This is a genomic window from Gephyromycinifex aptenodytis, from assembly GCF_012277275.1.
Classification (GTDB): Bacteria; Actinomycetota; Actinomycetes; order Actinomycetales; family Dermatophilaceae; genus Gephyromycinifex; species Gephyromycinifex aptenodytis.
Window position 1 is genome coordinate 3,404,713 of the sequence record NZ_CP051155.1, and the last position, 17,171, is coordinate 3,421,883.

General features: G+C 67.3%; 13 protein-coding genes. 7 read left to right on the forward strand and 6 right to left on the reverse strand.

Features of this window, described 5'->3' with window-relative positions:
* Positions 1-24: 24 nt before the first annotated feature.
* The 4 genes from G9V96_RS14720 to G9V96_RS14735 are packed head-to-tail and all read right to left on the reverse strand — an operon-like array spanning position 25 to position 3,201.
* The gene (locus G9V96_RS14720; RefSeq protein ID WP_168583712.1) at positions 25-1,125 is read right to left on the reverse strand and encodes a sulfate/molybdate ABC transporter ATP-binding protein; all 1,101 of its coding nucleotides are present in this window, start codon (positions 1,123-1,125) and stop codon (positions 25-27) included.
* The gene (locus G9V96_RS14725; protein WP_168583713.1) at positions 1,122-1,955 is read right to left on the reverse strand and encodes an ABC transporter permease; all 834 of its coding nucleotides are present in this window, start codon (positions 1,953-1,955) and stop codon (positions 1,122-1,124) included. The genes G9V96_RS14720 and G9V96_RS14725 overlap by 4 nt, the downstream gene beginning before the upstream one ends.
* Positions 1,955-2,755, reverse strand: a complete 801-nt coding sequence (gene modA, locus G9V96_RS14730; protein ID WP_210424421.1) for a molybdate ABC transporter substrate-binding protein — start codon at positions 2,753-2,755, stop codon at positions 1,955-1,957. Before modA ends, G9V96_RS14725 begins: the two co-directional genes overlap by 1 nt.
* A complete protein-coding gene (locus G9V96_RS14735) occupies positions 2,752-3,201 on the reverse strand; it encodes a TOBE domain-containing protein (protein ID WP_168583714.1) in 450 nt (149 codons plus the stop codon). The genes modA and G9V96_RS14735 overlap by 4 nt, the downstream gene beginning before the upstream one ends.
* A gap of 491 nt (positions 3,202-3,692) precedes the next feature.
* Between G9V96_RS14735 and dnaE the strand changes: the two genes are divergently transcribed.
* The gene (gene dnaE, locus G9V96_RS14740; protein WP_168583715.1) at positions 3,693-7,298 is read left to right on the forward strand and encodes a DNA polymerase III subunit alpha; all 3,606 of its coding nucleotides are present in this window, start codon (positions 3,693-3,695) and stop codon (positions 7,296-7,298) included.
* A gap of 18 nt (positions 7,299-7,316) precedes the next feature.
* Here the strand turns inward: dnaE and G9V96_RS14745 are convergent, their stop codons facing one another.
* Complete coding sequence (locus tag G9V96_RS14745) at positions 7,317-8,936, reverse strand: SDR family oxidoreductase (RefSeq protein ID WP_168583716.1); 1,620 nt, start codon at positions 8,934-8,936, stop codon at positions 7,317-7,319.
* A gap of 207 nt (positions 8,937-9,143) precedes the next feature.
* On the opposite strand from G9V96_RS14745, the gene G9V96_RS14750 reads away from it, so the two are divergent.
* From G9V96_RS14750 to G9V96_RS14760, 3 genes are all read left to right on the forward strand, one after another.
* Positions 9,144-11,264, forward strand: coding sequence for a S9 family peptidase (locus G9V96_RS14750; RefSeq protein WP_168583717.1), 2,121 nt, complete (start codon positions 9,144-9,146; stop codon positions 11,262-11,264).
* A 151-nt stretch (positions 11,265-11,415) separates the two neighbouring features.
* The gene (locus G9V96_RS14755; RefSeq protein WP_168583718.1) at positions 11,416-12,411 is read left to right on the forward strand and encodes an SPFH domain-containing protein; all 996 of its coding nucleotides are present in this window, start codon (positions 11,416-11,418) and stop codon (positions 12,409-12,411) included.
* Position 12,412: 1 nt separating this feature from the next.
* On the forward strand, positions 12,413-12,655 hold the full coding sequence (locus G9V96_RS14760; protein WP_210424422.1) for a hypothetical protein: 243 nt from the start codon (positions 12,413-12,415) through the stop codon (positions 12,653-12,655).
* A 332-nt stretch (positions 12,656-12,987) separates the two neighbouring features.
* Here the strand turns inward: G9V96_RS14760 and G9V96_RS14765 are convergent, their stop codons facing one another.
* Positions 12,988-13,755, reverse strand: a complete 768-nt coding sequence (locus tag G9V96_RS14765; RefSeq protein WP_210424423.1) for an ABC transporter permease — start codon at positions 13,753-13,755, stop codon at positions 12,988-12,990.
* Positions 13,756-13,987: 232 nt separating this feature from the next.
* On the opposite strand from G9V96_RS14765, the gene hisD reads away from it, so the two are divergent.
* The 3 genes from hisD to hisB are packed head-to-tail and all read left to right on the forward strand — an operon-like array spanning position 13,988 to position 17,147.
* A complete protein-coding gene (gene hisD, locus G9V96_RS14770; RefSeq protein WP_168583719.1) occupies positions 13,988-15,388 on the forward strand; it encodes a histidinol dehydrogenase in 1,401 nt (466 codons plus the stop codon).
* Entirely contained in the window at positions 15,385-16,542 is a 1,158-nt protein-coding gene (locus tag G9V96_RS14775; RefSeq protein ID WP_168583720.1) for a histidinol-phosphate transaminase, read from the forward strand. The genes hisD and G9V96_RS14775 overlap by 4 nt, the downstream gene beginning before the upstream one ends.
* Positions 16,539-17,147: an imidazoleglycerol-phosphate dehydratase HisB gene (gene hisB / locus G9V96_RS14780; protein WP_168583721.1), complete on the forward strand. Its 609-nt coding sequence runs from the start codon at positions 16,539-16,541 to the stop codon at positions 17,145-17,147. Before G9V96_RS14775 ends, hisB begins: the two co-directional genes overlap by 4 nt.
* Positions 17,148-17,171 lie beyond the last annotated feature (24 nt).

Sequence of the window (17,171 nt, forward strand, 5' to 3'; positions counted from 1 at the left end):
ATCCCTGCAGGGAACCCGTGGGCCTCAGTGCCTGGCCATGCTGTGCAGCGCGACCTCTTGAGCTTTGACGACGACCTGAACCTGCTCCCCGGGGACGAGGTCGAGATCGGCAACCGCGGCCGCTGTCACGTCGGCAGCAACGACAAGGGGTTCGGCTGGCGCCGAAGCGGAGTCGCTGCTGTGCAGAGCGACCCGGACGCGGACGGCTCCGCCGCGGTCGCTCAGGTCCAGCACGCGCCCGGTCAGGACGTTGCGGGCGCTGCCGGTGAAACCTGCCTTGGACAGTACGACCGCAGCGGGCGCGAAAATAGCCACCGCCGACTCCCCGTCTGGCACCTCTCCCCGGCCGATGACCTGCGGCCCCCCGGCCAGGCGCAGCACCCCGGCCGCTTCGATACGGCCAGGCAGCAGGTTCACCCCTGCGATCCGGGCCGCGAAGCTGCTGCGAGGAGCGCTGAAGACGCTACGGGTGGGGCCCTGTTCAACGATGCGGCCCTTGTCCAGGACGGCAACGACATCGGCCAGTGCCAACGCGTCCAGCAGGTCGTGCGTGACCAGCACCGCAGTGCGACCGGCGTCGGTGAGTAGGCGCCGCAGCAGCCGTCGCAGCATCGGGGCCATCTCCACGTCCAGGGCCGAGAACGGCTCATCGAGCAGGAGCAGTTCGGGTTGGGCAGCCAACGCCCGGGCGACCGCGATCCGTTGCGCCTGGCCACCCGAGAGTGCTGCGGGGCGCCGATCGGCCAGATCCGAGGCTTCCACGTCGGCCAGGCGTTCCAAGGCGATGTCCCTGGCGCGACGCCGCGAGAGGCCTTGGGCGCGGGGCCCGAAGGCGACGTTCTCCACTGCGCTCAGGTGCGGAAACAGCAGCGCCTCCTGGCGTAGCAACGCGATGCCACGAGCGTGCGCAGGAACCTCGTGTCCGCTGGCGGTGTCGAGCAGCACGGTCTCTCCGAGCTGAACCCGGCCGGCGTCAGGGCGCAGCAGCCCCGCGGCGATCTCCAGGGTGCTGGATTTACCGCTTCCGTTCGCCCCCAACAGGGCGAGCACCTGCCCGTCGGGAACCTCCAGGTCGACGTCCAACCCGCGAGCGGCGATCTGCGCCTGCAGACTCAACCGGCTCATCGGGGCACTCGCGCGGGGCGGCGCCCCTGGGCGCGTGGAGCCTCGGCCGCCTCGGTGCCGCCGTGTACGAGGAAGACGATGGCGGCTGCTGCCACCACCAGCACCAGGGCCAGCGCAATCGCCGCGTCGGGGTCGCTCTCGCGCTGCAGATAGATCTCCAGGGGCAAGGTGCGGGTGACCCCCTGCAGCGACCCGGCGAAGGTCAAGGTCGCCCCGAACTCTCCGAGGCAGCGCGCGAAGGCCAAGACCGCCCCAGAAGCCAGCCCGGGCAGCACCAGCGGCAGGGTGACTCGCCGCAGCACGGTGCTCGGTCGGGCGCCCAGGGTCGAAGCGACCTCCTCGTAGCGCTGACCGACCACCCGCAGGGTTCCTTCGAGGCTGAGAACCAGGAAGGGCAGGGCGACAAAGGCCTGGGCGAGGATCACCGCGACGGTCGAGAACGCGATCCGCACCCCCATGGCCTCCAGGGAGGCGCCGAGCAGGCCGCGCCGGCCGAAGGTCTCCAGCAGCGCGAGCCCGCCGACGACCGGTGGCAGGACCAAGGGAAGCAATACCAGCGACCGCAGCAGGCGCCGGCCGGGGAAATGTGCCCGGGCCAGCAGCAGAGCCAGCGGCACACCGAGCACGATGACCAGCGATGTGCTTGCCGCCGCGGTGCGCAGGCTGAGCCACAGCGCGGCCACAGATGCCGGTGAGCTCAAGAGCGCGGGCAGGGTCGCCCACTGCACTCGCGTGAGCATCCCGACCAGGGGCAGCAGAACGAAGGCTGCGCCCAGGGCTCCGGGCAGCATCACCCAGCTAGGAGGCGCCGCCGGCGCCCGCCGCGGCATCACTTCTGCGGGCTGCCGAACCCCGCCTCGCGGAGCACATTCTGCCCCGCCTCTGAGGTCACGAGGTCAACGAATTCGGCTGCCAACGCAGGGTTTACGGCTTCCTTGGTGACGGCGATCGGGTAGCGGTTGATGGCGGTGGCCGCCTCGGGGAACGGCACCGCGGTGACCTTGTCGCCCGCACCCGCCGCGTCGGTGACGTAGACCAGGCCTGCGTCGGCCTGGCCGGAGGTGACCTTGCCCAGCACGTCGGTGACGGCATTCTCCTCGCTGACGGCGTGCACGGTGACGCCTGCGGCCTCGGCGACCTTCTTCGTGGCGGATCCGCAGGGCACCTGCGGAGCGCAGATGACGGTCTGCAGGTCGGTGCGGGCCAGGTCGGCGAACGTGGCCACCTTCTTCGGGTTCCCGGGCGGAGTGACGATGGTGAGGGTGTTGGTGGCGAACATCTTGGGGGAGTCGGAGACCACGACCCCGCCGTCGACGGCCTTGGTCATGTTCTTCTCATCCGCGGAGGCGAAGACGTCGCCGGGAGCGCCCGCCGTCAACTGGGAGACCAGGTCGGAGGAGCCGGCGAACGAGAGCTCGACGTCGGTGCCCGGGTGGGTGGACTCGAAGGTCGTGGCCAGGTCGGTGAAGGTCGACTTCAAGGACGCGGCCGCCAGGACCGTCAGCTTCTGGGGGCTCGCCTGGTCGCTGCCCTGGGAGGGTGCTGCCTCGGGGGTAGCGGCTGACCCGCAAGCAGCGAGCATCCCGACCAGGGCGGCGGCGATGGCGAGGGAAACAGGGCGGGTGTTCATGATGAAAGGCCTCCGGGAGTTTCGATGACGACGTTCGTCGCTTTGACGACCGCGGTGGCAAGGGCGCCAGGAACGAGCCCAAGCCGGTGGACGGATTCGGTGCTCATCAGCGATGTCACCGTGAAGGGGCCGCAGCGCAGTTGGACCTGCGACATGACCCGGTCGGAGACGACGTCGGTGACGATGCCGGTGAAGCGGTTGCGCGCTGAGGAGCCCAAGCCGTCGTCCTGGGGGTGGCGCGCGGCATGGGCGGCGGAGGCCTTGATGAGGGCCAGCCCGTCGACGACCACACGCCCTGCTTCGTCGCGGCCAGCGGCGAGCTCATCGCGATCGATCCAGCGCCGAAGGGTGTCATCGCTGACCCCGACGAGCATCGCTGCTTCACGGACCCGGAAGGTCGTCGGGCGCCCGGGCGTAGGCGGCTCGACTTCTGCGGGGTCACTCATATGCGCCTGCATTCGGTCATAATAGCCGCATCTGCGGAAGTAGTAGCCCGTGGTGTGACGGCGAGGGCTGATCACACCAGCGGTTGAGTCGAGCGGAGCAGTGGTTGAGGGCCCACCTTCAGCAGCGTCTTGAGGCCCCAGGATCCATCGCGGAGTGTGGGTGGAGTCGCTGGCGCAACGGCGCCGGTTGGAGCGCCGCGGGTGCCTGCACCGTGGAATGTCGGGGGGCTGTCAGCCTCGGATCGGCCGGGACAGAAGCGAAACCTGGTCGCCCTCGCCGTTGAGGCCACCAGGCCCCGAACCGCAGCATCGTTTCCAGGCAAGGGTGTTGGCTGCTGACACCGACTATTTCGCCCTGGGTGAGGGTCGGCGGGCAGGCGCCGCCGCCGGGCCGCCCTGCTCAGTCGGCGGCAGGCTCACCGGCTCGGCCCGGTCTCGAGATCGTTGGGTCGTGACGAGGTGTGGGCGCTCGGTCGTAAGATGCTGCGGACATGCCTGAAGAACCCGCCTCCGCCCCGGACCGCTCGCAGAATTTCGTCCACCTGCACTGCCACACCGAGTACTCGATGCTCGATGGTGCGGCGCGCATCGACGACCTGCTGGCCGAAGCCGCCCGTATGGGGATGCCTGCGATCGCCACGACCGACCACGGGTCGATCTTCGGCGCCTACGAGTTCTGGAAGAAGGCGCAGAAACACGGCATCAAGCCGATCATCGGCATCGAGGGCTATCTCACCCCAGGCACACACCGCACCGACAGGACGCGGGTCAAGTTCGGTGACGGCTCTCGTGATGACGTCTCCGGCGCCGGCGCCTACACGCACCTGACGTTGCTGTCCGAGAACACCGCCGGGATGCACAACCTGTTCCGAATGTGCTCGCTTGCTTCGCTCGAGGGGTACTACTTCAAGCCCCGTATGGACCGAGAGCTACTCGAGACGTACGGCAAGGGGATCATCGCCACCACGGGCTGTCCCTCCGGTGAGGTCCAGACGCGGCTGCGCCTGGGGCAGTACAAGGAAGCGGTGCAGGCTGCTTCGGAGTTCCGGGACATCTTCGGGGCTGAGAACTACTACTGCGAGCTCATGGACCACGGGCTCGACATCGAACGTCGGGTGCAGAAGGACCTACTGCGGCTGGCGCGGGAGCTCAAACTGCCGCTGCTGGCGAGCAACGACCTGCACTACACCAAACCCGAGGACGCAACGGCGCACGCTGCCCTGCTGTGCGTGCAGTCCGGCTCGACGCTGATGGACCCGGGCCGGTTCAAGTTTGACGCTGAGGACTTCTATCTGAAGTCTCCGGCCGAGATGCGCCATCTGTGGCGGGAATTGCCGGAGGCCTGCGACAACACGCTGCTCATCGCCGAACGGTGCGAGGTGTCCTTCACCGAGGGCGAAGGCCGGTTCATGCCCCGTTTCCCGTGCCCGGAGGGCGAAAGCGAGACGAGCTGGTTCATCAAAGAGGTCGAGACGGGGCTGCATGTGCGCTTCCCCGACGGCGTCCCTGATTACGCGCGCAAGCAGGCGGAGTTCGAGACCGAGGTCATCGTCGGCAAGGGGTATGCGGGGTACTTCCTCGTCGTGGCCGACTTCATCAACTGGGCGAAGTCACAAGGCATTCGGGTGGGGCCCGGGCGTGGTTCCGGAGCCGGTTCGATGTGTGCCTACGCGATGCGAATCACCGACCTCGACCCCGTTCCGCACGGCTTGATCTTCGAGCGCTTCCTCAACCCGGAACGTAAATCGATGCCCGACTTCGACGTCGACTTCGATGAGCGTCGTCGCGGCGAGGTCATCCAGTACGTCACCCAGAAATACGGTGAAGAGCGCGTCGCCCAGATCGTCACCTACGGCACGATCAAGGCCAAGCAAGCGCTCAAGGACGCCAGCCGCGTGATGGGATATCCCTTCGCGATGGGGGAGAAGCTCACCAAAGCGATGCCGCCGGACGTGATGGGCAAGGGGATCCCGCTCTCGGGGGTGTTCGATCCCGGACACAAACGTTATGCCGAGGCGGCCGACTTCCGTGCGGTTCACGATGACGACCCTCAAGCACAGGAGATCGTCAAGACCGCCCTGGGTCTGGAGGGTTTGAAGCGGCAGTGGGGGGTGCACGCCGCCGGCGTCATCATGAGTTCTGAGCCGCTCATCGACGTCATCCCGATCATGCGTCGGGAACAAGACGGCCAGATCATCACCCAGTTCGACTACCCGACGTGCGAGACGCTCGGGTTGGTCAAGATGGACTTCCTCGGGTTGCGCAACCTCACGATCCTCGATGACGCCATCGAAAACGTGAAGAGCAACCGCGACGAGGTCGTCGATCTGGACGTCCTGAGCAAAGACCTGACCGACGCCAAGACCTACGATCTGCTGCAGCGCGGCGACACTCTGGGCGTCTTCCAACTCGACGGCGGCGGCATGCGCACCCTGCTGCGGCTGATGCGCCCGGACAACTTCGAGGACATCTCCGCCGCGCTCGCGCTGTACCGCCCGGGCCCGATGGGCGTGGACGCCCACACGAACTTCGCGCTACGCAAGAACGGGCGTCAGGAGACGACGCCGCTGGACCCGCGCCTGAAGGGCCAGCTCGAACAGAAGATGATCGACGCGCTGGAACCGATCCTGGGCACCACTCACGGCCTGGTGATCTACCAGGAGCAGGTCATGGAGATCGCCCAGAAGCTCGCCGGTTACACCCTGGGCAACGCCGACCTGCTTCGTCGGGCCATGGGTAAGAAGAAGCGCGAAGTCCTCGACGCCGAGTTCGTCAACTTCGAACGCGGGATGCTCGATTCGGGCTTCTCCCCGGCCTCGGTCAAGGCGCTGTGGGATGTCCTCGTCCCCTTCTCCGACTACGCCTTCAACAAGGCGCACACCGCCGCCTACGGGTTGATTTCGTACTGGACTGCTTACCTGAAGGCGAACTACCCGGCCGAATACATGGCGGCGCTGCTGACGAGCGTGCGCGACGACAAGGACAAGTCGGCCCTCTACCTCAACGAATGCCGTCACATGGGCATCAAGGTGCTCCCGCCGGATGTGAACTCCTCGATCGGCAACTTCGCCGCTGTCGGCACCGACATCCGCTTCGGTCTGGCTGCTATCCGCAACGTGGGCGCGAACGTCGTCGACGCGATCGTGGCGGCCCGGCAGGAGAAGGGGGAGTTCACCTCCTTCCCGGACTTCCTGTCCAAAGTGCCAGCCGTGGTCTGCAACAAGCGGACCATCGAATCGCTCATCAAGGGCGGCGCCTTCGACTCCCTGGGCCACCCGCGGGGCGGGCTGGTGCGCATCCACGAGCAGTACGTGGACGCCCTGGTGGATATCAAGCGCAAGGAAGCGGTCGGACAAGATTCCTTGTTCGGCGCTTTCGGGTTCGCCGACGATGACGAGGACGCCCCCTCCATCGGCGGGCTGGACGGGCTGCCACCCATCCCGCCCGGGGAGTGGGACAAACAGACCCTGCTCAGCTTCGAGCGGGAGATGCTCGGCCTCTACGTCTCGGATCACCCGCTGTTCGGGATCGAACACATCCTCTCCCAGCACGCCGACACCTCGATGGCCTCCCTGAACATGCCCGTTGAAGAGGGCGGGCGCGGAGACGGCGCCACCGTGACGGTGGCGGGCCTCATCACGGGCCTACAACTCAAACGGACCAAAAAGGGCGACCTGTGGGCGATCGTGACGGTCGAGGACCTCGTGGGGGCCGTGGAGTGTCTGTTCTTCCCCTCCACGTACATGACGGTGAGCACCATGCTCTCCACCGACCTGGTGTGCGCGGTTCGCGGACGGGTCAACCGCCGCGACGATCAGGTCTCGATCTATGCCCAAGAGCTCACGCTGCCCGATATCAACGAGGGTCCGCGTGGCCCGGTCGTTGTTTCCCTGCCGGCCACGCGCGCGACCACCGGCCTGGCGCAGGAGCTCAAGGATGTTCTTCACGAACACCCGGGCGCGACCGAAGTGCATCTGCGTCTCACCCAGCCGGGCCGTTCGGTGGTGATGAAACTCGATGACGGGTTGCGGGTGACCGCCTCGCCGGCATTGTTCGGGGACCTGAAGGCGTTGCTGGGGCCGGCCTGTCTCGGGTGAGCCGGCCCCGTGGCCGCATCAGGCGCTGCGCGCGGATCGCTCTACGGAACTAGTCCGCGGGTGGTTGATCTCTCTGCGGGGTCGGCTGCGCGGGATTGCGCTTTCCCCGTTGTCCGCGCTGGAGACCGCGGCGAGTTGTCGCTGGTTCTTGGAGCGGGCCCGGTAGCTGTCCATCAGCGCGACGAGGCGCGGCAGGTGCACCTCCTGGAAGTACGAGCGCCATTCGATCTGCGTGACGTTGCGTCCGTTCGGGTCGTGAGCGGCCAGCAGCGCGCGGGTGTTCCTGTCGTCGTAGGTGGTGCTGGCGCACGTGTAGGAACGGTAGATCTGCACGTAGGAGTCCAGCACGTCCAGTTGCGCCAGAGAGTGTCGGATACGCGCTCGCGGTGAGCGAATGCCCGGTGCCAGGCGCAGGCTGCGCTGAGCCAGCGTGAGTGCCCGGCGTCGCCGTCGCGACCAGGCGCTCAACTGGTCGGGGGTGCTGAACTGCCACGGCTTGGGTGAGATCGGGCGTCCCTGACGGTCGGTGTACGGGTGTTCGGCGAAGTACTCCATGACGTGCTGGCGGACTTCGCCGAGCGTGACAGGGTTGGAGGTGCCGGTACCGACTTGGAAGTAGCGAGCCTGCCCGTGCAGACCAGGGCTTGCGGCCGCCGCAGCGGCCGTGTCGACGACGATGTCCACTGGCACGATGTCGATGATGCTCTCAGCCTGGCCTGGGAAGCCGACCAGGCGTCCTTTGGCGTAAGCGGCAATGAGCGGATCGGCCACTTTGAATCCGTCGAGCCAACCGGGGAACGGCCTGGCCAGGGCACTTTCGATGATGGTGGGGCGCAAGATGGTCAGCCGGTGCCCGGACCCGGCCCACAACTCCTCGGCCACCCGTTCTCCGAGCGCCTTTGTGAGCGTGTACACATCGGTCCAGCCGAGCTCGGCAGCGCGACTACGCCCACGCTCTCGCAGTTGGGCTCGCACCCAGGCTTCGCGGCCGGCTGGGGTCGCCGGCATGGGGTCCTCGCCAGTCAGCGCGCTTGCTTCGGCCAAGCGCGACAGCCGTTCCAGTTGTGTGCGGGTGCGAGCGGCGCCGTCTAGCTCAGCGCGCCAGTCGAGGTCGTGCTCGACTGAGTTCTCGTAGGCGTGGGCGGTGCGCTCGGTGTTGACGTAGCTGGTGGAGACGTGAATGACGTGCGGGTCTCCGCCTGCCCGCAGCAGTGCCTGGTACAACCCGGCCGGCCCGCCGACATTCACCGCCATGGCGCTGTCCAGGGGCTCATCGAAGGTAACCAGGGAGGCGCTGTGCAGGACCAGGTCCAGGTCCGCTGGCAGATCCGGCAGGTCTGCACCCAGATCTGCCTCGATGACCCGGAGCCGGTGCGCCAACGTGTGTGCGACGGCGGCTGGGCCGACGCGCTCGCGCCACACGGCGAAGGCGTCGTTGTCGAGCAGTTCAGCCAGTCGTCGTTGGCCTGAGACGCCTCGGCGCGGCCGGATGAGCACGTGCACGGTGGTGTTCGGATTGTCCAACAGGCGCTCAAGCAGCGCTTGCCCAAGGAACCCGGTGACCCCGGTGAGCAGAACGTTACGGGACTTCTGTTCACGCGAGTGGATGGTTTTTGCCGAATGCGCGACGTCAGACATCGGGCTCCTTGGGTGGTGGGGTGCTCGCCAGGGCACGGTTAAGCGCACTGATGCACGAGAGGGGAAGGCCGTCCACCTAACCTGTCGGCAACGCACGTCCGACTCTGAGCGAATTCGTCGACAGATCAGGACAGTTGCCCCGGTAACATCCACCGCGTGGGTGGTGCCGACACTTCAACAGGCCTGCGCCCGGCCTACAGTTCGGCTATGGAGATCCACCCGCCCGCCCCCGCCGAACGAGCCGTCAGCTACACCCACCACGCAGATACCCGGATTGATCCGTACGCCTGGCTCGGCGATTCATCCGATCCACAGGTCATCGCCCATCTCGAGGCGGAGAACGCCTACGCCGAGGCGGCCACTGCTGCGCTCGCCCCGTTGCGGGCCGCGATCTTCGAGGAGATCAAGGGCCGCACTCAGCAAAGTGACCTGTCGGTGCCGGTGGCCTATCGCGGCTGGTGGTACTACACCCGCACCACCGAGGGCCATCAGTATCCGGCCCACGCGCGGGTTCCGGTGACCACAGGCCAGCGCCCGGTGTTGGTCCCCGGTCAGGTTCCCGAGGGTGAACAGGTGCTGGTCGATGGAGATCTCGAGGCTGGTGAGCACCCGTTCTTTGCGCTGGGAGCTTTGGAAGTCTCCAACGACGGCGCTGCGGTCGCGGTCGCGGTCGACGTCACCGGCGATGAGCGCTTCGACGTGCGGATCCGTCGCATCGAGACCGGTGAGCAACTCGACGTGGAGTTGACCGGGGTCGGTTACGGGTTGGCCTGGAGCGGCGATGACCGTTTCATCTTCTACACCCGGCTCGATGAGGCCTGGCGGCCGTTCCAGTTGTGGCGCCATGAGGTCGGTACGGCCACCGCGGATGACGTGCTCGTGCTGGAGGAATCCGATGAGCGGTTCTGGATGGGGATCGAGACCTCTCGGGACGACCGGTTCCTGGTGGTGCAACTGGCTTCCCGGACTACCTCGGAGGTGCATCTGCTCGACCTGGCCGACCCGGTCGGGCCGTTGCGGGTGGTGGCGCCGCGCACGAGCGGGGTCGAGTACGAGGTGGAACCGGCCGGTGACATCGTGCTCATCACCCACAACACCGACCGAAGCGACTTCGAGCTGTCCTGGGCGCCGCTGAGCGACCCGGGACCGGCCAACTGGCGCCCCTGGCTGCAGCCAGTCGATGGCGAGCGGGTGCTGGGTGCCGAGGCGTTTCAGGGACATGTGGCGGTCTCCTTGCGTCGCAACGGGCTGACCAGCGTGCGGATCGTTCCGCGGGTAGTGGGCAGCGGGGGCGAACACGGCCAGCCGTGGGACCTACCGGTGCAAGAGGAGCTGTACACGATCAGTACCGGCGCCAACCCCGACTGGACCTCGGGTGTGCTGCAGGTGGTCCTCGAGTCCTTCATCACCCCGCGCGCCATCCTCGAATACGACCTGGCGAGCAGACAGGCCACGTTGCTCAAGCGGCAGCCGGTGCTGGGCGGCTTCGACCCCAGCCACTATCAGCAACACCGCGTGTGGGTGCAGGCCGAAGACGGCACCCAGGTGCCGATGTCGGTGGTGGCCCGCGCCGACGTCCAGCCCGACGCCAGCGCGGCGGGTCTGCTGTACGGCTATGGCGCCTACGAGATCCCGATGGACCCGCACTTCTCCGTTGCGATGCTCTCCATGCTGGACCGCGGTGTGGTCTTCGCGGTCGCGCATGTGCGCGGTGGCGGCGAGATGGGTCGACGCTGGTACGAGGAAGGTCGGCTGGCGAACAAGCCGAACTCCTTCACCGACTTGATCTCCTGCGCTCGGGCGCTCTTCGACACCGGCTGGGTGGCCCCGGGGCGGCTGGCGCTGGAGGGCGGTTCGGCAGGCGGGCTGCTCGTCGGCGCGGCGCTCAACCTGGCCCCGGAGCTTTTCTGCGCCGTGCATGCGGCGGTGCCCTTCGTCGATGCGTTGAGCACCATCTTGGATCCGAGTCGTCCGTTGACCGTGGGCGAGTGGGATGAGTGGGGCAACCCGCTGGAGGACCCGAAGATCTACGAGGTGATGAAGTCCTACACCCCCTACGAGAACATTCGCGCGGTGGAGTATCCGGCGATCCTGGCCACAAGCGGCCTGAACGACACCCGGGTCGATGTCGGGGAACCTGCCAAGTGGGTGGCCCGGCTGCGTAAGACGGTCACCTCCGACCAAAATGCGCGCCCGATCCTGCTGCGCACCGAGATGGTTGCCGGGCACGGCGGGCGAAGCGGACGCTATGACGCCTGGCATGACGCGGCGTGGGAGTTGGCCTTCCTGCTGGATCATCTGGGCCTGGGGGCCACCGAGGCGTCCTGAGCCGACTCTTCATCAAACCGGCGGCGGTGCAGCACAGGGTCTTCCTGCGCTGTGCCGCCGTTCGTGCGTGCCGGGTTCGCTCTTCCGGCGCAGCCAATAAACTGATATCATTTAACTATCAGTTTGATACTACTTCGGGGAGGTTGCTGCGATGGCATCAAGCACAGGTCGGCCACGTGGAGAGTCCGTCGACACCGATGCCGGGGTCGGGCCGGAACAGCTCCCGGTCGCCACGGCGCCGGTAGGGCATGAGGGGGCGCGGGTCGACGTCGGTGAGTCGGCCGCCTGGTCCATCAACGGCTTCGTGGCGCTGCTGGTCGGCCTGGTCCTCGTGCTGGGTTCAGTTGCCTGGGTCGTGACGGAGATCGTCCAACGCGGTGAATCATCTCGGGTGGGCGTCATCCTGACTGGCGCGCTGGTGTTCGCGCTCGGAGCGCTCGTGTTCTCCTCGGTGACGATCGTGCAACCCGGGCAGACGAAGGTGTTGCAGTTCTTCGGACGGTACGTGGGCACCAACCGCCGCAGCGGACTGTCCATGGTGATGCCGTTGACGACCAAACGCACAGTCTCGGTGCGGGTCAACAACTTCGAGACCTCCGCGTTGAAGGTCAACGACGCCGACGGCAACCCGGTGGAAATCGCGGCCATCGTGGTCTGGCAGGTCGCTGACACCGCCCGCGCCGTGTTCTCCGTCGAAAGTTACGAGAACTTCGTACGTGTCCAGTCCGAGGCTGCCCTGCGCCACGTAGCGACCACCCACCCCTACGACGAGCCGGATCGTCACGGCACTTCGCTGCGCGGCTCGACCGACGTCGTCTCGGCGGAGTTGGCTCACGAGGTGGCCCAGCGCGTCACCGTCGCCGGTGTCGAGATCGTGGAGGTACGCATCTCCCACCTTGCCTACGCCCCCGAGATCGCCCAGGCCATGCTGCAGCGCCAGCAGGCCGGCGCCATCGTTGCGGCCCGCGCTCGCATCGTCGAGGGTGCGGTCGGCATGGTGCAGATGGCCCTGGCCAAGCTGGAGGAGGAGTCCATCGTGGACCTCGATGACGAACGGCGGGCAGCGATGGTCAGCAACCTGCTGGTTGTGCTGTGCGGGGAGTCCAAGACCACACCGGTCATCAACACCGGCAGCCTCTATACCTGAGGTGAGCGCCCAGGAGCAGACCGGCAAGCGCGCCCGCCGCGAGCGCAAACAGGTGCTGCTACGCCTGGACCCGGCCGTGCATGAAGCGCTGGCGAGTTGGGCGGGAGACGAACTGCGCAGCGTGAACGCCCAGGTCGAAGTCATCTTGCGGCGTGCCCTCGCCGAGGCCGGACGTGAACCGCGGGGCGTCGGCGAGGTCCCCAAACGTGGGCGGCCCCGCAAGGCCGAGACGACCCCGTCCTAGATGGCTGGACCGGGGCAGCCACACGGTGGCGGCGCCGGTGCGCCGACTGCAGCTGGACTCGCGGGCCCGTAGCTACCTTGCCTCAAGGTCTTAGGTGTGACAGGCACCCCGCTAGCTAATTGAGGCGCTCCATTTAGGAGTTCAAACGATGACCTTGACTGCGGAACCATCTGAGAATTCATCCTGGCTTACCCCAGACGGGCGCGATCCGAGTGAGCGGCATGTCACGCCTGCTGAGGGCAGCCAGAACACAACAACAGCAACGATGAAACGACAATGCCGCTCCGCGGCGCGGTCCCAGCACCGGTTGGTGTTGGGGCCGCGCTGTTGTATCAGCGCCGTCGCAGGCGGGCGGTGACGACCAGTTCGAGGGTGACGGTCGCAGCGATGGACTGCGACGCCAGGATCCCCGCCAGCACCACGAGCTGTAGCGCGGCGGCCTCAAGCGGGCTCGCGCCCCCGAGCAGGGTTCCCACGAACGCCCCCGGCAGGGTTACCAAGCCCACCGTGCGGGTCTGATCCAGGCCCGGCACCAGGGCTAAGCGGGCGGCGTTGCGGGTGATGAGCAGGGCCGAGTCCCGGGGGAGTAGGCCCAGCGCTAGCGCCGCCTGGTACTGCCCGTGTCGCTCATCCAAGCGCTCCAAGCAGCGTCGTCCGGCCAGGGTGGTCGCCGTCATCGCGTTCCCCACCAGGATCCCGGCCGTGGGGATGACCGAGATCGGTGCCAGCGGGAGCAACCCGACCAGCAACAACGAAGCGGTGACTGGTAGCGCACCCAACGCGATCGGCACCAGTGGCCACAGCCGCGAAGTGGCCTGCATGCGCGAGCCACTGGTCCAGGCGGCGACGCCAACCATCAAAGCAACGAAAGCTGCCGTGAGCCACCAGGATTCCAACACCGCAGCGATGATCAGGCCGACCACCCCGAGCTGCAGGGTGGCGCGCAGGACGGCCGTCAGTTCACTACGGCCATCCCCGATCTGCGCTCGGTAGCGCAGCGCCGCCGCGAAGGCGGCCAGCGCGAACACGACGAGCACCAGACGCAGGTAGGCCTGCGGCCCGTCGAGGTCGATAAGGGCAGTGGAGTCAACAGCGAGCACACAACAGTATGCGGCTTCGCTCGGTGCAATCAGAGCTGCCCTGCGGTGCAGCCGGAACAGGTAGCCCCTCGATGCTGTCGCCAACGCCGTTCGAGGCGGCGCCAACTGGGCCTGCGTGGGCGCCTTGTCCGTCCCTGTACCAGCGGCGATAGCGTCGGCGGTCTCAGTTTCGAGGTTGAGTGCCGGTGAGACACGAAAAAGGCGAGTCGAGCGAGCGACCTAGACTGATGCGGTGATCTCCCGAATGGACCTGCGTGGTGAGGCCCTGTCCGGTCTCGGAGCGCGCGAGTTGCGCCAAATGCTGCCGCGAGCCGAGTTCGATGTCGCTGACGCCCTGGACGTGGTGCGACCCATCTGTGAAGACGTCCGCACTCGCGGAGCAGTAGCGCTACGCGAGCTCGGCGAGCGCTTCGACGGTGTCCGGCCCGAGCAACTGCGTGTGCCCTCCGATGTGCTGCGCGCCGCCCTGGACACCTTGGACCCGCTGGTGCGCGAGGCCCTCGAGGAGTCCATCGCGCGCGCCAGGCGCGTCCACGCCGAGCAGATGCCCACCGAACACTGCACACACGTCGTTGCCGGGGGAACGGTCGCCCAGCGCTGGATCCCGGTAGAACGAGTCGGGCTCTATGTGCCGGGCGGCTTGGCCGTATACCCCAGCAGCGTGGTGATGAACGTTGTCCCGGCGCAGGAAGCCGGAGTTGAATCGCTCGCGGTCACCTCACCACCGCAACGCGACAACACCGGCATCTTCCGCGGCTACCCCCACCCCACGGTGCTGGCAGCGTGCGCCCTGCTGGGCGTGGAGGAGGTCTATGCAGTCGGGGGAGCGCAGGCGGTGGCGATGTTCGCCTACGGAGCCCGCGAAGAAGGCGCCGACGGCCCGGGCACCGGCGAGGTGTTGTGCGAGCCGGTCAACCTGGTCACTGGTCCGGGGAATGTCTTCGTTGCCTCTGCCAAACGGCTGCTGCGCGGTGTCGTCGGGATCGACTCCGAGGCTGGGCCCACCGAGATCGCCATCCTCGCCGATGACTCGGCCGACCCGGTGCACCTGGCCGCCGACCTGGTGAGTCAGGCCGAGCACGACACCCTGGCGGCGGCGGTCCTGGTCAGCGACTCGCCGCGGCTGCTGGACCGGGTGGAACGACAGTTGGTCGAGACTGTCGCCGGCACTAAGCACCATGAGCGGGTGACGCAAGCTCTGGCCGGGCGCCAATCGGCGTTGGTGCTGGTGGACGACTTGGAATCGGGCACTCGAGTGGTCGACGCCTACGGTGCGGAGCATCTGGAGATCCAGACCGTGGATGCGCCCGAACGCGCATCTCGGATCCGCAATGCCGGCGCCATCTTCGTCGGTCCCAGCAGCCCGGTGAGTCTGGGCGATTACAGCGCCGGCTCCAACCACGTGCTGCCCACCAGCGGCACCGCCGCGTTCAGTAGTGGTCTGGGTGTGCACGCCTTCCTGCGGGGCGTGCAGGTGATCCACTACGACGCGCGCGCATTGGAAGAGATCACTGACCGGGTGGTGGCGCTGGCCCAGGCCGAGGACCTGCCTGGGCACGCCGACGCCATCCTGGCGCGCCGCAGCAGCGACCCGCACCCCGCGTCAGGGGCGCCCGGGCGGGTTCAGGAATGAGCCAGGACATCATCGACGAGCTGCTGCGCGAGGATCTGCGAGGTCGTTCTCCCTACGGCGCTCCGCAACTGCAGGTGCCGGTCGCTCTGAACACCAACGAGAACTCCTACCCGGTTCCCGAGCAGGTGGTGGAGTCGATCACGCAGGCGGTGGCGCAGGTCGCGGCCGGTCTGAACCGCTACCCCGATCGTGAGTTCAGCCAGTTACGCGACGCGTTGGCACAGTACCTGAGCCGCACCACTGCGGTGCCGCTGAACGCCGATCAGCTGTGGGCCGGCAACGGAAGCAACGAGGTGCTCTTGCACCTGGTGCAGGCCTTCGGCGGGCCCGGGCGTAGCGCCTTGGGCTTCACCCCGGCGTATTCGATGCACCCGATCATCACCCGCACCGCCGGCACGGAATGGATCGATGGTCTGCGCGGGGCTCGGCCGCAGGATCGCGAGGCTGACGGCGAGACGGGCTCGGCCGATTTCGACCTCTTGGTCGAGCACACGGCCGAGCAGGCCCGAGAACACGACCCGTCGTTGATCTTTCTGTGCTCGCCCAACAACCCGACCGGCACCTCGCTCTGCCTGGAGGTGATCACCGCCTGCTATGAGGCGGCGCCGCGGGCCATCATCGTCGTCGACGAGGCCTACGCCGAGTTCGCCCGAGCGGGCACCCCCAGCGCGATGACCTTGTTGCAGGGCCGCCCGCGCCTGGTTGTGACCCGCACGCTGAGCAAGGCCTTCGCCTTGGCCGGCGGGCGCCTGGGCTATCTGGCCGCGGATCCGGCGTTGGTGGACGCGCTGCGCTTGGTGCGGATGCCCTACCACCTGTCCAGCCTCACCCAGGTCCTAGCCACGACCGTCCTCGGCTACACCGACCTCATGTTGGGGCGCGTGGATGAGATCAAGCAGCAACGCGATCGCATCGTCGCGGAGCTGACGCGATTGGGTTACCGACCCGTGCCCAGCGACGCGAACTTCGTGCTCTTCGGGGGGATCCAGGACAGCCCCGCACTGTGGCAGGCGCTGCTGGATGAGGGTGTTCTCGTTCGCGATGTCGGGCTGCCCGGGTACCTTCGGGTGACGGCAGGCACCCCGGCAGAGACCGACGCCTTCCTGGCGGCGATGACCCGCCTCGGCGGACCGAGCGAAAGGCAGCAGGCATGAGCGAGCACGCCAGAGTGGTGACGCGCAGCCGTGCCACCTCCGAAAGCAGCGTGGAACTGACGCTGAACCTGGACGGGAGTGGCCATTCACAGGTGGACACGGGGGTGCGCTTCTACGACCACATGCTGGCGAGCTTGGCCAAACACGCCCTGTTCGACCTCACGGTCAAAGCCAGCGGTGACGTCGACGTGGACGCCCATCACACTGTCGAAGACGTCGCCATCGTGCTCGGTGACGCCATCGCCGAGGCGCTGGGCGACAAGCGCGGCATCTCCCGGTTCGGTGAAGCGACCGTGCCTCTGGACGAGGCGCTGGCCCAAGTCATCGTGGATGTGGCGGGGCGGCCCTACTGCGTGCACACCGGCGAACCAGAGGGTCAGCAGTACGTCATCATCGGTGGCGCCTACGTGGGCAGCCTCACCCGCCATGTCATGGAGACGCTCGCCCACCACGCCGGCTTGGCCATTCACGTGCGAGTGCTCGGCGGCCGCGATCCACACCACATCGTCGAGGCCCAGTTCAAGGCGCTGGCTCGCGCCCTACGATTCGCCGTCGCGCGAGACCCGCGCGTCGAGGGGATTCCCAGTGCCAAGGGCGCTCTCTAGACGAGGAAAGCGGGCCGCCGCCCG

Coding starts and splice junctions, on each gene's coding strand:
- G9V96_RS14750 (WP_168583717.1), top strand. CDS start 9,144: ATGGAGATCCACCCGCCCGCCCCCGCCGAACGAGCCGTCAGCTACACC.
- dnaE (WP_168583715.1), top strand. CDS start 3,693: ATGCCTGAAGAACCCGCCTCCGCCCCGGACCGCTCGCAGAATTTCGTC.
- G9V96_RS14725 (WP_168583713.1), bottom strand. CDS start 1,955: ATGCCGCGGCGGGCGCCGGCGGCGCCTCCTAGCTGGGTGATGCTGCCC.
- modA (WP_210424421.1), bottom strand. CDS start 2,755: ATGAACACCCGCCCTGTTTCCCTCGCCATCGCCGCCGCCCTGGTCGGG.
- G9V96_RS14755 (WP_168583718.1), top strand. CDS start 11,416: ATGGCATCAAGCACAGGTCGGCCACGTGGAGAGTCCGTCGACACCGAT.
- hisB (WP_168583721.1), top strand. CDS start 16,539: ATGAGCGAGCACGCCAGAGTGGTGACGCGCAGCCGTGCCACCTCCGAA.
- G9V96_RS14735 (WP_168583714.1), bottom strand. CDS start 3,201: ATGAGTGACCCCGCAGAAGTCGAGCCGCCTACGCCCGGGCGCCCGACG.
- G9V96_RS14775 (WP_168583720.1), top strand. CDS start 15,385: ATGAGCCAGGACATCATCGACGAGCTGCTGCGCGAGGATCTGCGAGGT.
- G9V96_RS14745 (WP_168583716.1), bottom strand. CDS start 8,936: ATGTCTGACGTCGCGCATTCGGCAAAAACCATCCACTCGCGTGAACAG.
- G9V96_RS14720 (WP_168583712.1), bottom strand. CDS start 1,125: ATGAGCCGGTTGAGTCTGCAGGCGCAGATCGCCGCTCGCGGGTTGGAC.